At 68.3% G+C, this 15,334-nt stretch carries 14 protein-coding genes; 10 read left to right on the top strand and 4 right to left on the bottom strand.

The features are described 5' to 3' along the window. Positions 1-85: 85 nt before the first annotated feature. The 3 genes from ACOGI5_RS00890 (at position 86) to ACOGI5_RS00880 (ending at position 2,461) form a co-directional block, all read left to right on the top strand. On the top strand, positions 86-316 hold the full coding sequence (locus tag ACOGI5_RS00890) for a hypothetical protein (RefSeq protein WP_419862589.1): 231 nt from the start codon (positions 86-88) through the stop codon (positions 314-316). 149 nt (positions 317-465) lie between these two features. Then, a complete protein-coding gene (locus tag ACOGI5_RS00885; protein ID WP_419862588.1) occupies positions 466-1,662 on the top strand; it encodes an ammonium transporter in 1,197 nt (398 codons plus the stop codon). A 40-nt stretch (positions 1,663-1,702) separates the two neighbouring features. Continuing rightward, positions 1,703-2,461 carry a histidine phosphatase family protein gene (locus ACOGI5_RS00880; RefSeq protein WP_419862587.1) on the top strand — a complete coding sequence of 253 codons (759 nt, stop codon included), beginning with the start codon at positions 1,703-1,705 and terminating at the stop codon, positions 2,459-2,461. A 47-nt stretch (positions 2,462-2,508) separates the two neighbouring features. On the opposite strand, the gene ACOGI5_RS00875 is transcribed toward ACOGI5_RS00880, so the two are convergent. Continuing rightward, positions 2,509-3,813: a M18 family aminopeptidase gene (locus ACOGI5_RS00875; RefSeq protein WP_419862586.1), complete on the bottom strand. Its 1,305-nt coding sequence runs from the start codon at positions 3,811-3,813 to the stop codon at positions 2,509-2,511. A gap of 22 nt (positions 3,814-3,835) precedes the next feature. After that, the gene (locus tag ACOGI5_RS00870; protein ID WP_419862585.1) at positions 3,836-4,684 is read right to left on the bottom strand and encodes an LLM class F420-dependent oxidoreductase; all 849 of its coding nucleotides are present in this window, start codon (positions 4,682-4,684) and stop codon (positions 3,836-3,838) included. 43 nt (positions 4,685-4,727) lie between these two features. On the opposite strand from ACOGI5_RS00870, the gene ACOGI5_RS00865 reads away from it, so the two are divergent. Both ACOGI5_RS00865 and ACOGI5_RS00860 read left to right on the top strand, forming a co-directional pair. Then, positions 4,728-5,516: a hypothetical protein gene (locus ACOGI5_RS00865; protein ID WP_419862584.1), complete on the top strand. Its 789-nt coding sequence runs from the start codon at positions 4,728-4,730 to the stop codon at positions 5,514-5,516. Positions 5,517-5,559: 43 nt separating this feature from the next. Further along, entirely contained in the window at positions 5,560-7,308 is a 1,749-nt protein-coding gene (locus ACOGI5_RS00860) for a SulP family inorganic anion transporter (protein WP_419862583.1), read from the top strand. On the opposite strand, the gene ACOGI5_RS00855 is transcribed toward ACOGI5_RS00860, so the two are convergent. Further along, the gene (locus ACOGI5_RS00855) at positions 7,305-8,024 is read right to left on the bottom strand and encodes a DNA alkylation repair protein (RefSeq protein ID WP_419862582.1); all 720 of its coding nucleotides are present in this window, start codon (positions 8,022-8,024) and stop codon (positions 7,305-7,307) included. The genes ACOGI5_RS00860 and ACOGI5_RS00855 overlap by 4 nt on opposite strands. Before the next feature lie 155 nt (positions 8,025-8,179). On the opposite strand from ACOGI5_RS00855, the gene ACOGI5_RS00850 reads away from it, so the two are divergent. Then, entirely contained in the window at positions 8,180-8,941 is a 762-nt protein-coding gene (locus tag ACOGI5_RS00850) for a rhomboid family intramembrane serine protease (RefSeq protein ID WP_419862581.1), read from the top strand. 24 nt (positions 8,942-8,965) lie between these two features. Here the strand turns inward: ACOGI5_RS00850 and ACOGI5_RS00845 are convergent, their stop codons facing one another. Further along, positions 8,966-9,871, bottom strand: a complete 906-nt coding sequence (locus ACOGI5_RS00845) for an EamA family transporter (RefSeq protein ID WP_419862580.1) — start codon at positions 9,869-9,871, stop codon at positions 8,966-8,968. A 169-nt stretch (positions 9,872-10,040) separates the two neighbouring features. Here ACOGI5_RS00845 and ACOGI5_RS00840 point away from each other — a divergent pair, with 169 nt between their 5' ends. The 4 genes from ACOGI5_RS00840 to ACOGI5_RS00825 are packed head-to-tail and all read left to right on the top strand — an operon-like array spanning position 10,041 to position 15,257. Then, on the top strand, positions 10,041-11,402 hold the full coding sequence (locus tag ACOGI5_RS00840; RefSeq protein WP_419862579.1) for a branched-chain amino acid ABC transporter substrate-binding protein: 1,362 nt from the start codon (positions 10,041-10,043) through the stop codon (positions 11,400-11,402). Positions 11,403-11,452: 50 nt separating this feature from the next. Next, on the top strand, positions 11,453-12,607 hold the full coding sequence (locus ACOGI5_RS00835) for a branched-chain amino acid ABC transporter permease (RefSeq protein ID WP_419865412.1): 1,155 nt from the start codon (positions 11,453-11,455) through the stop codon (positions 12,605-12,607). After that, positions 12,604-14,463, top strand: a complete 1,860-nt coding sequence (locus tag ACOGI5_RS00830) for a branched-chain amino acid ABC transporter permease (protein WP_419862578.1) — start codon at positions 12,604-12,606, stop codon at positions 14,461-14,463. Before ACOGI5_RS00835 ends, ACOGI5_RS00830 begins: the two co-directional genes overlap by 4 nt. After that, a complete protein-coding gene (locus tag ACOGI5_RS00825) occupies positions 14,460-15,257 on the top strand; it encodes an ABC transporter ATP-binding protein (protein WP_419862577.1) in 798 nt (265 codons plus the stop codon). Before ACOGI5_RS00830 ends, ACOGI5_RS00825 begins: the two co-directional genes overlap by 4 nt. Positions 15,258-15,334: the final 77 nt, after the last annotated feature.

The raw sequence follows: 15,334 nt of genomic DNA, 5'->3' as shown, positions 1-15,334 counted from the left end.
GCTCTCCCAGCCGGCTTCTCGGTCGGTGCCTATGCAGCGCGAAAATGCGGGTCCCGTCCGCAGCGGTGTGTTCTAGGGTTGGGCCATGGCAGGTGGCGTGATGGCGGCGACACAGATTGTGGTCGATGCGTGGGCGGTACTTGTCGCTGCCGCAGCCATCGTCGCTGGCATGCTCGGCACTGGCCTGAGTATCACCTTCCACCTGGGCGGACGAATCGACAAGGTGAGCGAAGAGGTCGCCTTGGTTCGTGAACGCGTCGCACGACTGGAAATCGTCTGCGGCGCGCCCGATCCGGGTCCCTTGCAACTCGCCTGAGCGACACGCGCCGGCTGTCTACGGCAGCAACTCCGTTCGATGCCGACGGTCGCCACGTAACCCCGCACAGCATCGCTGACCTGCAATGATGGGTGGATCAGCCGTCCCATTGCCCGCTGGCGCAGTCGCGCGCGACGAGGAGAGAAGTGATGGAAGGCAACATCGCCTGGATATTGACCGCAGCAGCCTTGGTGCTGTTCATGGTGCCGGGGCTTGCGCTGTTCTACGGCGGCATGGTGCGCGCCAAGAACGCGCTGAACATGCTCAACATGAACATGTGGTGCCTCGGCATCGTGCCGGTGATCTGGGTGCTCGTCGGATACAGCCTCGCGGCGGGCGAGAGCGGCCTGCCGATCATCGGCGACTTCTCGCTGATGGGCATGGCCGGCATTCACGATGCCGAAGGACTGGCGACGTTCGCATTCCTGATGACGTTTGCGGCCATCACACCTGCGCTCATCTCGGGCGCCGTCGCCGACCGCATGAAGTTCTCGGCCTGGATGGTGTTCGTCCCGCTGTGGTCGCTGCTGGTGTACGCACCGGTCGTGTACTGGGTGTACGGCGCTGACGGCTGGATTCTCAACCTGCCTGCCCACGACTTCGCAGGCGGCACCGCGATCCATGTGAACGCTGGCGCAGCCGCCATGGCCCTGGCGCTCGTCGTCGGCCGGCGCTCCGGCTGGCCCGACAACCGGCCCGTTCCTCACAACGTGCCGTTCGTCATGCTGGGCGCTGGCATCCTGTGGTTCGGATGGTTCGGCTTCAACGCCGGCTCGGCCCTCGCGGCCGACGGCGCTGCAGCGCAGGCCTTCGTCAACACCTTCATCGCCGCTGCGGCCGGCATGGTGGGCTGGGCATTCGCGGAGTACGCACGGCACCAGCGGGTGTCCACCATCGGCATCGCCTCGGGCATCGTGGCCGCGCTGGTGGCCATCACGCCGGCGGCGGGCTTCGTGGGCTCCATGCACTCGCTGGCCTTCGGCGCGATTGCCGGCGTCGTCTGCTTCTTCGCCATCGAAGCCAAGTTCCGGGTCGGATTCGACGACAGCCTCGACGTCGTCGGCATCCACTGGGTCGGCGGCGCCGTCGGCGGCATCCTGCTCGGGTTCTTCGCCGATGCCTCGGCCGTTCCCGGCGGCGACTTCATCGACGGGGTGTTCTTCGGCGGCGGCGTGCTGCTGTGGAACCAGGTTCTCTCGATCGCCGTGGTCACCGTCTACTCGTTCGCAGCCACATGGATCATCGCCAGCGTGATCAAGGCCACCATGGGCATCCGGGTCTCCGCCGAAGTGGAGATGGCCGGCATCGACGTGAGCGACCACGGCGAGGCCGCTTACCAGCTCTAGCGCTCCAGGTGACGGCGGGCCGGCCGATAGGTTGCCCGCCGTGACACAACCCCACGAGACAGCCGAGGCCGCCGCAGAAGCGGAACCCGTCTACGACGACTACGACCTCGCGCCGTCCGATACCGAAGTCCGCCAGTTCGAGCAGGAGCGGTGGATCCGGCCGCCCGGCGCAACCGAGGTGCTGCTGGTGCGCCACGGCGCGTCCCAAGCCTTCATCCCCGGCAAGCCGTTCCCCATGCTCGGCGATCAGGGCGACCCGGCGCTGGCCCCGAAGGGGCACGAGCAGGCGGCGGCCATGGCCGACCGGCTGGCGCACGAACCGATCGACGCGCTGTACGTGTCGTCGCTGCAGCGCACCCAGCAGACGTTCGCGCCCCTGGCCGCACGGCTGGGCATGACCCCGACGATCGAGCACGACCTGCGTGAGGTGGCCCTCGGCGAGTGGGACGGGGGGCGGATCCGCCAGTTCGCCGCCGACAACCACCCGCTGTACGAGCGCCTGCACATCGAGCGGCGCTGGGACGTCATCCCCGGCGCCGAGTCGAACGAGCAGCTCATCGGCCGGTGCATGGCGGCACTCGGCCGCATCGCCGACGCGCACCCGGATCAGCTCGTGGCCGCATGCGTGCACGGCGGGGTGATCGGCGCCGTGCTGGCGCACATCACCGAGTCCACGCCGTTCTCCTTCGGCGGCTCCGACAACTGCTCGGTCACCCAGGTGGTGCGGTGCGATGGCGACTGGGTGCTGCGCCGCTTCAACGACTGCTCACACCTCGACAACCACCTGCACCACGGCTGAGTTCGCCTTGCATCAACGGTGGTGAGCCTCGGCGCAGCTTCGGACGGTCAGGCAGCGAGGAAGGCGCCGAATGCGGCCGTGAGCAGGGCGGGGTCATCGCTGCCGCCCAGCTCGCGGGCCGAGTGCATCGAGAGCTGGGGCGCACCTACGTCGACGACGCTCATGCCCAGCCGAGAAGCCGTGATCGGCCCGATGGTCGAGCCGCACGGCAGGTTGCCCCGGTGGGAATAGATCTGGTGGGGCACGTCGGCCGCGTCGCACACCGCCGCGAAGCGGGCGTGCGAGCGCGCATCGGTGGCGTAGCGCACGTTGACGTTGGTCTTGATCACGGGGCCGCCGTTCAGCAGCGGCAGATGCTGGGGCTCGTGGCGCTCGGGATAGTTCGGATGCACAGCGTGGGCCCCGTCGGCTGAAACGCACAGCGAGCGGGCCACCGCCCGCAAGTACCGCTCACGGCCGGCACCTAGCGCGGCGGCGATGCGCTCCAGGGCATCAGCCAGGATCGGGCTGCCGGCACCCGTGGCGGAGACGCTGCCGATCTCCTCATGGTCGAACAGCACGATCACCGCTGCCGTGTTGTCGGGGGGCGAGTCCAGGCATGCCAGCGCTTCGACGGCCGCATGGCACGATGCCAGGTTGTCGATACGAGCGGCGGCGTACATCTCGCCGTCGCGCCCGATTCGGGCCGGCGGGGTCAGGTCATGCGCCATGACATCCCACGCCAGCACGGCGTGAGGTTCGACTGCGAGCTCGTCGGCCAGAAATTCGCGGAACCCCGCGGCACTCGGTTCGCCGAGCCCCCACACCGGGGTCATGTGCTGCTGGCGGTCGAGCTTCAGCCCGTCGTTGGCTTCGCGGTCGAGGTGAATTGCGAGCTGCGGCACGCGCAGCAGTGCCCGGTCGCAGCGCCACAGCACCGTTCGGGACCCGGCTGCCGGGTCGTCGCCGGCCTCGCTGCCATCAGGGTGCTGCACCTCGACACGTCCCGACAGGCCGAGATCGCGGTCGAGCCAGGAGTTCAGCAGCACGCCGCCGTACACCTCCACGCCGAGCTGGCGATACCCGAACGCGCTGCTGTCGGGCTGGGGGCGGAGACGCAGGTTGGGGCTGTCGGTGTGTGCTCCGATCACGCTGAAACGCAGCCGCTCCGGGTCGACCGCAGCGCCGGCCCGCACGGCCACCACGGTGCCGCCGTCGCGCGCCACCAAGCCCTGCGCAAGGTCGAGTTCGCTCCATGACTCGCTGCGGCCCGTCTCGGCAAAGCCGACCGCCGCCAGCCGGTCAACCGCCGCCGCAGCGGCATGAAACGGCGACGGAGATGCCTCGATGAACTCGAACAGCGAGTCGAGCATCTGAGCTCAGGAGGCGGGGCCGCTAGGCATCGGCGTAGGCGGTGATGACGTCCCGGCTGAAATCGTCGAACCTGGAACGCGACATCGGATTGACTACCAGCCGGCTCACGCCGATGGCGGCGATCTGTTCGATCCATTCCGGTGTCGCCGGTCCCATGGTGGTGAATTCGATGTTCTCGGGATCTCGGCCGGCGACTTCAGCACAGCGCTGGGCGTGCTTGTAGAGCATCGACATCTCTTCGAGATCGCCGGAAACAGGGAAGAAGCCGTCGCCGTGTTCGCCTGCGCGTCGAGCGGCGCGCTTGCTGTCGCCGCCCACGATGATCGGCACAGCGCCGACCGGTTGCGGCCGGCAGTACACCCGGTCGAACGAGACGTGCTTGCCTTGGTAGGAGCACACGTCGTCGCGCCACAGCGATTGGTAGGCCTCGAGGTGCTCATCGGTGATGTCGCCGCGGTCGGCGAACGACACCCCGAGCGCGTCGAACTCCTCCTCCATCCATCCGGCGCCGATGCCGAGCAGCACGCGGCCGCCCGAGAGACGGTCGAGCGTGGCCACGGCCTTCGCCGTGACGGCGAAGTTGCGCTGCGGGACGATCAGGATGCCGGTGCCGAGCTTGATCTCAGAGGTCACCGATGCCACGAAGGCCATCCACATCAGCGGGTCGGGAATGTCGATGTCGTCCCGCTTGCCCGGCATCTTGCCGTCCTCGGCATATGGGTAGGGCGTCTGGTAGCCCTCGGGCACCACGACGTGCTCAACGGTCCAGAGCGACTCGAAGCCCGCCGCCTCAGCCTCCTGCGCATACGCAATCGCGGTCCCCCCTTCCACCTGCGGACCGGTATTGGCCAATGTCATGCCGAACTTCATTGTGTATCCCTCTTCACATAGCCGTAGGCCGTAGTCTGCCTCTATGCGACGCATCTCTGCTCTGTTCGTTGTGCTTGCCCTCGTTGCTGCCGCGTGCGGCGGCGCTGACGATGATCCGCCTCCGGCGACCGAGGCGGCTGCGCCGACCACCGCAGCCCCGACCACCGTCGCCACTACGGAGGCCCCGCCGCCGCCCACCACAGCGGCTCCGCCGCCGCCGACGACCGAGGCCCCGACGCCCACCACCGCAGCTCCGCCGCCCACGACGACCGAAGCACCGCCGCCTCCCACCACAACCGAAGCCGCCGCGGAGGCCAATGCACTGCCGCCGGCCGTGGAGGGCGCACTGCTGGAAGGCCAGACACCCGCCGGCTTCGACACGCTGCAGACCGCCACGAACATCCCGCGGGCCGAGACGTGTCCGGGCACTCCGGCCTACGGCGGCCTCCTGGCGGTGGCGTACTCCGAAGCCGTCTGGGCTGCCGATCCGCTGACGGGGCCGTTCCTCGATGTCTCCATCTCCCGATTCGAATCGGCTGATGTGGCCTCGCAGGCATTCAACAACTACAAAGAAGAGATCGTCGCCTGCGGCGAGTTCCCTGAGCCGTCGACCGGCGCCGTCGGTGCATTCACCTACGGCGACGACCCTGCGCTCGGCGACGAGTCGTTCGGCACCGACTACACGGCCACCTTCCAGGGGCTCCCTGTCAACCGTTACGGCGTCCTCGTACGCGTCGGCGACTCGATCTACAGCTCGGGTGCGACCCATGTCTTCGTGGACCCCGACAAAGCCACCGTCCTGGAGGCGCTGAACACCTTCCTCGGCCAGTAGCCGGACTCCGATCGCCGCTCGGATGTCGTGATTCGGAGCTGAGATGGCGAGGCGCAGCCTGCCGACGCTGGAGTACAGCACAGAGCAGCTGCGCGGCGACATCTTCGGCGGGCTGACCGCGGCAGTGGTGATGCTGCCGCTGTCGCTGGCGTTCGGTGTGGCCTCGGGCCTTGGCGCCATCGCCGGCCTCTATGGCGCTGTCGCCGTCGGATTGCTGGCAGCGATCTTCGGCGGCACCCGGACGCAGATTTCCGGTCCCACTGCGCCGCTGTCGGTGGCGATGTCGGTGGTGGTGATCGACTATGCCGCCGGCGACATCGAAAAAGCACTCGCGATCGTGGTGCTCGCGGGCATCGTGCAGGTGCTGCTGGGCGCGCTGCGTCTCGGCAGCTACGTGTCGTACACGCCCTACCCGGTGGTGTCGGGATTCACCTCCGCAGTCGGGCTGATCATCATCGTGGTGCAGTTGATCCCGCTGCTGGGGCACGAGGTGGCGCTCGGCGGGGTGTCGGCCTCCATACGAGCGCTGCCCGATGCGGTAGGCAATGTCGACATCGGCGCCTTCGCGCTCGGTCTGCTCAGCATCGCCGTATGCCTGCTGTGGCCGCGCCGCCTGCGCCAGGCGTTGCCGCCGTCGGTTGCGGCGCTGCTCGTGTGCACCGTGCTCAGCGTGCTGTGGATCAGCGACGTGGCGGTCATCGGTGATGTGCCCTCAGGTCTGCCCGAAGTTCGGATGCCCTCGTTCGGCTGGGGTGATGTGGGCGGGGCCATCGCGCCCGCGGTCACGCTCGCGCTGCTCGGCTCGATCAACAGCCTGCTCACCGCGATGGTGGCGGATTCGATGACCCGCGATCAGCATCGTCCCAATCGTGAGCTGCTCGGCGTGGGGGCGGCCAACGTGCTGGTGGCGTTCATCGGTGCGGTGCCCGGCGCGGGGGCCACCTCGGCCACCGTGGCCAATGTCAAGGCAGGCGGCCGCACGCGGGTGTCGGGGGTGCTCTGCGCAGTGGTGCTGGGTGCGCTGGTGCTCGGTCTGGGCCGGTTGGCCGAAGTGATCCCGCACGCGGTGCTCGCCGGCATTCTCATCAAGATCGGCTTCGACATCGTCGACTGGGAGTACATCGCCCGGGTGCGGCGCACCCGGCTCGACCAGTACGGCGTGATGGCGCTCACGCTGACCCTGTCGATCGTGTCGGATCTGGTGGTGGCCGTGGGCGCGGGCCTGATCGCCGCCGCGATGACCGGCGCCCGGCAGTTCGAGCGCCTCGAACTCGATGACGGCGTGGTGTCGACACCGTTGCTGGACATGACGTTCCTGTACGCCCCCGCCAGCGACGACGAGGAGGGCGACGACCCCGGCGGCATCAGCCTCGCGAGCTTCGACCTCGACGGTCCCGACCCGTTCGCGGCGCGCACCGGGCTGCTGTCGCTGCGCGGCTCCTATACGGCGTCGTCGTCGATCAGGCTGTTCAACTCGATCAATCACGATGTCGAAGAGCACGAGGTGGTGATCTTCGACTTCAGCGAGACCCGTCACATGGACGACAGCGCCGCGTACATGATGGGCCAGCTCATCGACGTGGCACTGGACTCGGGCGCCAAGTGCATCGTGATGGGGCTCGAGGAGTCGCAGGCCACGAGCGTGAGGGAACTGAACGTGCTGCGCAGCGTTCCCGCGGAGAACTTCGTCGACGATCTCGACGGCGCCCGGGTGGTGGCCCGCCGGCTCCTCGACGGCCCCGAGGGTGCGGGCGGCGAGACCGGCGAAGACGGCGAGGGCGACGAGAGCTAAGCGCCGGCCTTCGCAGCCGCCTTCGCGGCCCGGCGGGCTGCCATCTGCGCTCGATGTGCCAGCGTGCGCTCGATGTAGGGCGCGATGGCGGGCGTTTTGCAGCCCGTCTCGCCGTGGTCCACCTCTACGGGCCCGATGCGGGCGTCGAGCTCGAGCACCGAGCGCCGCAGGCTCTCGTCGCGCAGCCCGATCGCAATGAGCACGCCGTTCATCTCGTGACGCACCCGGTTCGGCCGCTCGTCGATCTCTTCATCGATCTGCGCCACCAGGGCGCGCAATTCGATGGCAGACCAGATGTCGGCCTGCTCAGCGCTGCAGGCCACGATGAACCAGCCCACCGACGCAGGCCACTCGCGGGGCGAATCGCGCCACTCGTCGCTCAGCCCTCGCGCGAGCGGCGACTGCGCCAGCAGCCCGCCGAGGGCCTCGGCCAGGATGTAGTTGTCGACGTCGCGCAGCCAGCGCCGCGCCCGCGTCTTGTTCATCGCAGCGGCATCGGCGACGCGCAGCGCCAGCACCCGCGCGTCGTGGCTGCCCGAATCCCACAGGTCCGCTGCGAGCGCATGGTCGGTCTTGAGCGGTTTCGCGATTCGAGCGAGGTCCTTGTAGCTGACGCCGAACATCGGCTCGGCGGCGCCGTGGCGCGCGTACACCTTGCGGTTCTGTGCGGTGCCCGCGAGCCGCAACTCGGCCATCACGTCCTGCAGCGTCGACATGGCACCAAACCTTCTCGGGTGTCTCGTATAGGCATGTAGAAAATCACACGGACCGAGGAACGAGAAACTACTGCGGGCTGCATCAGCCCGCACGCGCCCAACTCGTAGGGTTCAGTCTCGTGCGCAGGCTCGGACTCCGACACGGTCGTCAGCCGGTGGCGACCGTGCTGCTGGGCGGCGCTTCGGTGGCGGTCTTCTTGCTGACCCACAATCTCGCCCGCATCCTGGGGTTCGCGGGGTGGTCGCTGCGAGACGCCGCCCTGCAGGACTACGCCACTTTCGGCCCTCTCATTGCCGAGTTCTACGAAGCGCCGCGACTCATCACCGGCGCATTCCTGCAGACGGATTGGTGGCGCATCGTGACCGGCGCGTTCTTGCATGCCGATCTGCGCCATTTGCTGTTCAACATGCTGGTCCTCTACTTGCTTGGGCGCAGGCTGGAGCAAACGGTCGGCCCCGCCCTTCTGGCGGGCACCTATGTCGTTTCCCTGCTGGGCGGTGCTGCCGGCGCGCTGCTGCACCGTCCTGACGTCGTCGTCGTGGGGGCTTCCGGCGCGGTGTACGGCCTGATGGGCGCGGCCTACGTGGTGGAGTATCTGCGGGGCGGCAACCCGTGGCGAGACGGCCTCGGCAGCCTGATCATCATCAACGTGATCATCTCGTTCCTGCTTCCCGGCATCTCCATCGGCGGGCACCTCGGCGGCTTGGTGGCCGGCGTGCTGGCCGGCTTCGCGATCGGCGATACGAGCCGGCGCCAGCACCCGCCGACGCTGGCCGAGCGCCTCTCGAACGAGCCCATCGACACACGGCTGCGGCGCTCGCCGCTGGTGGTCTGGGGCCTGCTCGCACTGATCGGCGCGGCGTCATTCACCGGAGCGCTGGCCGCAGCAGCCACCTGGCGCGACCCGCTGTTCTAGCGACGGAACGCAGCATCGGGCTGTTCAGGGGACGACGTCGGTGGGTGCCGGGTCGGACTCGCGGTTGATGACGATGGCTGCGATCACGGCCACGATGCCGATCGCCTCACGCACGCTGGGCACCTGCGACAGCCACACCAGTCCGATCAGCGTTGCAGTCACCGGCAGCAGCGCCTGCAGCAGGGCGAACCTCGCCCGGGCCAGGCGCTGCATCACGAGCTGGTCGATGCCGTAGGGGATGACGTTCGACAGCACGCCCGCCGCGACGCCGCCCAACAGCAGCAGCGGCGCTCCCACCGCAGCGCCCAGGCCGCCGGCGCCGGTGCCACCGAGGCCGTCGATGATGCCCACCGGGCTGATCACCAAGGCGCCGACGAGCATGCCCACGCCGAGGCCGTCCACCGCCATCCCGGCCCGGGCCACCCGGTGCCCCAGGATGATGTAGCCCGCCCACAGTGCTCCGGCGATCAGCGAGAACAGCGCCCCGAGCTGAGCCTCGGGCGGCGCAAATCCCGCCAAGGCCACTACGCCGCCGATGGCCAGCGCCAGCGCTCCGCTCGAGCGCAGCGTCCGGGTGCCGAATGCCGCCACCGCAATCGGCCCGATGAACTCGATCGCCACCGAGTTGCCCAACGGCACCCGCTCGATGGCCAGGTAGAAGAACAGGTTCATCGACGCCAGCGCCGCCCCGAAGGCCGCCGTCCACGCCAGCTCGGCGCGTGACCAGCGCCGCCGCCACGACCGGCGCAGCAGCACCAGCACCGCCCCGGCGCCGGCTACCCGCAGCAGCGCGACCGTCCCCGGGCCCAGCTCGCTGAACAGCTCGAACGCCGTGGCAGCGCCCAGATACTGCGACACGGCGCCCACGGCGAACAGCGCTTCGGGCGACACCCTGCTCGCGCTCCAAACTCGTTCGACAGGTGCGCTCAACTGCGTACCTTCCCATGACAGGCGTCATCTAGGGTGTGAGCCAGACGCATACAGCTTGGCGAACCATGCTGACGCTCGTGCACGATTCAGGTGGCTGCGGCCGTGAGCGACAGGCGTACGAGGTGTTTTCGCGACAACTCGCCGGGCGAATTCAGGGAGGACTCTGCGTATGAACAAGAAACTGCTCACGCTCTTGGCGGCACTCTTTGCGCTGTCGCTGTTCGCTGCCGCATGCGGCGACGACGGCGACGGCGAGGCCGCCGATACGGCGGCCGCACCAGCCGCAACCGAAGCGCCTGAGGAGCCGGCCGCCGAACCCGACGACGAGATGATGGACCATCTCGGCGACGGCTCGCTCGGTGTGGTGACGGTGGACGCGGGCGGAGCGGTCCAGATCCGCTCGCTCAATGCGATCACCGGCGATGTCGCATTCTTCGGCCTGCCGCTCGAACGGTCGGTCATCTTGGCAATCGCCGACTACGGGCAGATCCACGGCTTTGACGTCGACTTGGGCACCACGCTCGATGACCTTTGCTCCAATGACGGCGGCCAGGCTGCCGCGCAGATCATCGTCGCCGACGAAGACGTACTCGGCGTGATCGGCACGTCCTGCTCGGGTGCTGCAGTAGCTGCAGCGCCGCTCATTACCGACGCGGGCATGGTGCTGATCTCGGGCGGCAACACGTCGCCGGCGCTCACGTCCGACCTGGCGGGAACTGCGGGCGAGAACTACAACGTCGGCTACTACCGCACGGCCCACAACGACCTGTTCCAGGGTGCTGCGATGGCCAAGTTCGTTTTCGGCGAGCTTGGCCTCACCACGGCCGCGGCGATCCACGACGGCGATCCCTACACCCAGGGGCTGGCGCAGGCATTCGCCGACGCGTTCGAGGCCGAGGGCGGCACCGTGACCGGATTCTCCGCTGTCAACAAGGAAGACACCGACATGGTGCCGGTGCTGACCGAGATTGCTGCGGGCAGCCCCGAGGCGCTCTTCTTCCCGATCTTCCAGCCGGCAGGCGACTTCATCGCCGACCAGGCGCCGGGCGTGTCGGGCTTGGAGGGCACCGTGCTGCTGGCTGCCGACGGCCTGCTCAACACCAACTACCTGGCGCTGCCGCAGACCGCGGGCATGTACTTCTCCGGCCCTGATTCGCGCTTCGGTGACAACGTGAACCAGAGCACCGGCAAGACGGCGCAGGACTTCCTGGCCGTCTACGAGGAGAACTGGGGCGAGGCGCCGGCAGCTCCGTTCTGGGCGCACGGCTACGACGCGACCACGATGCTGCTGGACGCGATCGCTGCTGCGTCCTACGTCGATGGCGATGGCAACCTGAACATCGACCGCCAAGGCATCCGCGACTATCTGGACGGTCTCCAAGGCTTCAGCGGCCTGATCGGCACCATCAACTGCGATGACTTCGGTGACTGCGGCGCTGCCCGTATCACGGTCGTCCAGAACATCGGCGGCGAGGAGAACGCCCCGGCCAGCATGAACAACGTCGTGTTCTCCTACGTCCCAGGGCAATGACGTGAGGGTCCTAGACGGGTCATCGGTGGCCTTCTAGGGTCAATTCGGTGATGGAAGAAGGGGCGCCCCCAAGTGGGGCGCCCCGCCACCGCCCTGCGCGCAGCAGACTGTTCAGACCCCGCACCCGGGTTGACTGGTTCCTCACGGTCATCCGCGTGGCGGTGCTGATCGTCCTGGCGGTCGGCTTCACGGCATTCATCGCCCAGGAGATCAACCCCGACAACCCCTTCGCCCGCTGGGCCAACCCCGACGCCACCGGTCTCACCGGGGCACAGTTCCGCGGGCTGGTGATCTCGGGCATCGCCCAGGGCTCGATGTACGGGCTGATCGCGCTCGGCTACTCGATGGTCTACGGCGTGCTGGGGTTCATCAACTTCGCCCACGGCGAGGTGTTCATGGTGGGCGCCATGACCGGCATGATCACCTCCAACAAGCTGGCCGACGCCGGCCTGTGGGAGTCGAATTTCATCGGCTCGCTGGTGTTCATCGTGGTGGTGTCGATCATCGTGTCGTCGCTGACGGCGGTGGTCATGGAGCGGGTCGCCTACCGGCCGCTGCGGGGGGCGCCCCGGCTGATCCCGCTGATCACCTCGATCGGCGTGTCGTTCTTCCTGCAGAACGCGTCGGTGGTGCTGCTGGGACCGGCCAGCAAGTCGTACCCCAACGTGCCGGACTGGGTGAAGGCCAAGCACACCTTCCTGCAGATCGAGGGTGCCAAGATCCTGGTGATCGTGGTGGCGGCACTGTCGATGGCGGCGCTGTGGTACTACGTCGACCGCACCAAGACCGGCAAGGCGATGCGGGCCGTGGCCGAGGACGCCGAGATAGCGGCGCTCATGGGCATCGACGTGAACCGCACGATCGTGAAGGTGTTCGCGGTGGGCGGGGCGATGGCGGGCATGGCCGGGATCCTGTGGGGAATCCTGTTCCGCAGCGTCATTCACACGACCGGTTTCCTGCCGGGCATCAAGGCGTTCAGCGCGGCGGTGGTGGGCGGCATCGGCCATCTGGGCGGGGCGATGGCAGGCGGGTTGTCGATCGGGGTGGCCGAGTCGGTGGGGCCGCTGCTGATCCTGGAACCGCTGGGGGTGAGCGGCGTGTCGCAGCTGCGTGACGCCGTGGCGTTCTCGATGCTGATCATCGTGCTGCTGGTGAGGCCGGCCGGATTGTTCGGCGAGCGGCTGCCAGCGGAGGACCGGGCATGAGCTTGGCTGAGCCGCCTGCCGAGCCGCAGACCGGGCCGAGCCCAGCCGGTCCCGCCGCGGACGGTCCCAGCGACGACGCGCCGTCGCGGCCGCCCCTCGCCCAGGACTGGCGCCGCATCGCCCGCATGGGCGCCATCGGCGCCATCGGGCAGATTTTCGTCTCGCTGTCCAACATGCCGGTCAAGCTCGACGGCCGGGCGATCATCGAAGGCGTCCTCAGCCTCGGCTATCTCTCGCTGGTGGTGCTGCCGCTGGCCGCGGGCAGCCGAGTCGGCCACCAGATCCGCCGTGAAGGCGTGCCGTTCCACCGCCCCGGCGCCTATGAAGTCATCGGCGGGGCCGCTTGCGGCGCCCTCGTGGGCGGGGGACTGTCGCTGCTGGCCGTGCTCATCGCCAACTTCGACCTGCGCGAACCACTCGTCCACTGGAGCCCGATCCTCGCCGACCTGCTCGCCTTCAACCGCGGCACGGCGTTCGCAGTGCTCATCTGGCTCGCCATCGGCACTGCCATCGGCGCCGTGGGCGGGCTGATGCGGGTGATGCCGCCGGTGGCGCGGCGCGTGCTGTGGACCATGGTGCTCACCCTGTTCGGCTCGGCAGTGCTCGAATCGCTCACCACCGACCTGGCCGAGGGCATGGGCATCGAGGGGATTGTCGACTGGTTCTACGCCCCCCGAGGCGGGCTCACCATCACTGGCGCCATCGCCCTCGCCGCCGGATCGGGCGTGCTGGCATTCGTGGCCCGGGGCCGCATCAAGGGCGCCAAAGCCCGCATCGACTCGCTCGAAGGCCCCGCCCGCAACCGTGCTCACCTCGGCTTGATCCTGGCCACCGCCGCAGCGCTCGTCATCCTGCCGATGTTCGCCGGCAAGCTCACCAACGAGCTGCTCGCCAATGTGGGCCTGTTCGTACTGCTGGCGCTGGGGCTGAACATCGTGGTCGGCCTCGCCGGCATCCTCGACCTGGGCTACGTGGCGTTCTTCGCCGTGGGCAGCTACAGCGCAGCGGTGCTCACCGCCGCGACATCGCCGAAGATCCACCCGGAGCTGCCGTGGTTCGTGGCGCTCATCGGTGTCGTGGTGCTGACCGGGCTGGTGGGGTTGTTCATCGGCGCCCCGGTCATCCGCATGCGCGGCGACTACCTCGCCATCGTCACGCTCGGCTTCGGCGAGATCATCCGCCTGCTGTTCCTCTCGGATTGGCTGTCGGGCTGGTTCGGCGGCTCACAGGGCATCACCAACATCCCAGGTGCGGAGATCTTCGGACTGGCCACCGTGGCCGGCACCGATCCGCGCAGCGTCTTCTACCTGGTGCTCGCCTTCTGCGCAGTCGCCATCTACGGCTCGTGGCGGCTGGAGCGGTCGCGCATCGGCCGTGCGTGGATGGCGGTGCGCGAGGACGAGACCGTGGCCGAGGCCATGGGCATCAATACGGTCAACGTGAAGCTGCTGGCGTTCGTGGTGGGTGCGGTGCTGGGGTCGTTCAGCGGGGCGATCTTCTCGGCGAAGGTCGGCTCAGTGTTCCCGGCCAGCTTCCTGATCCTGGTGTCGATCGTCATCCTGGTGGTGGTCATCTTCGGCGGCATGGGCAACATCGTCGGCGTCATCGCCGGTTCAGCGGTGCTGATCGGCGTGCTCGGCGGGCCCAAGCAGCCGGGCCTGCTTGCGGAGTTCTCCGAGTTCAAGCTGCTCATCTACGGGGCGCTGCTGGTGTGGATGATGCTGGCCCGGCCCGAGGGCTTGATCCCGAGCGTGCGCCGCACCCGCGAGCTGCATCAGGAAGAGCTGGCGCAAGACGCTTGGCTGCGCGGCCAGACCGAAGACGACCACGACGGCAACGGCGAGGCTCAGTCATGAGCACGGCGGCGCAGCGGCCGATTCTCGAAACCCGGAGCCTTGGCGTCGACTTCGGCGGGCTGAAAGCGCTCGACGGCCTCGACCTGGCGGTCTACCCCGGCGAGATCGTCTCGGTCATCGGCCCCAACGGCGCCGGCAAGACCACCCTGTTCAACGCAATCACCGCCACGGTGGCCGCCAGCGAGGGCGACATCCTGTTCGAAGGCGAGTCGCTGATCGGTCTCGACCCCAACCGGGTCACCTCCCGGGGCATCGCCCGCACCTTCCAGAATGTCCGGCTGTTCGCCAACATGACCGTGCTCGAGAACGTGATGGTCTCTCAGCACTGCCGCACCCGCCAGAGCGTGTTCGGGGCGCTGCTGTTCACCAGGGCGTTCCGCGACGAAGAGGCCGAGATCGCCGAGCGGGGCAAGGAGGTGCTGTCGTTCTTCGGCACCCGGCTCACGGGCTACCGCTTCGACCAGCCCGCCTACACCCTGTCGTATGCCAACCGGCGGCGGCTGGAGATCGCCCGGGCCATGGCCACCCAGCCCAAGCTGATCCTGCTGGACGAGCCGGTCGCCGGCATGAACCCCACCGAGTCGGCCGAGCTGACGGGCCTGATCGGGCGGCTGCGGGACGAGTGGGGCTTCGCCATCGTGGTGATCGAGCACGACATGGAGGTGGTGCGCGAGGTTTCCGACCGGGTGGTGGTACTGGATCATGGCGTGAAGATCGCTGAGGGCGACTACGCCGATGTCTCGGTGGACGCGCAGGTCATCGAGGCGTACCTCGGCCACGGGGCAGCCCAATGACAGGCAGCACAGTGAGCAACGAGCCGAGCCCCGAAGCCGAGCCTGGCGCTCGCTCAGGCCCCAGCCCCGACGCATCT

It is taken from the genome of Candidatus Poriferisodalis sp. (genome assembly GCF_965208925.1).
In the GTDB taxonomy this organism is placed as follows: domain Bacteria; phylum Actinomycetota; class Acidimicrobiia; order Acidimicrobiales; family Poriferisodalaceae; genus Poriferisodalis.
This window is presented reverse-complemented; position numbering and strand designations above follow the sequence as displayed.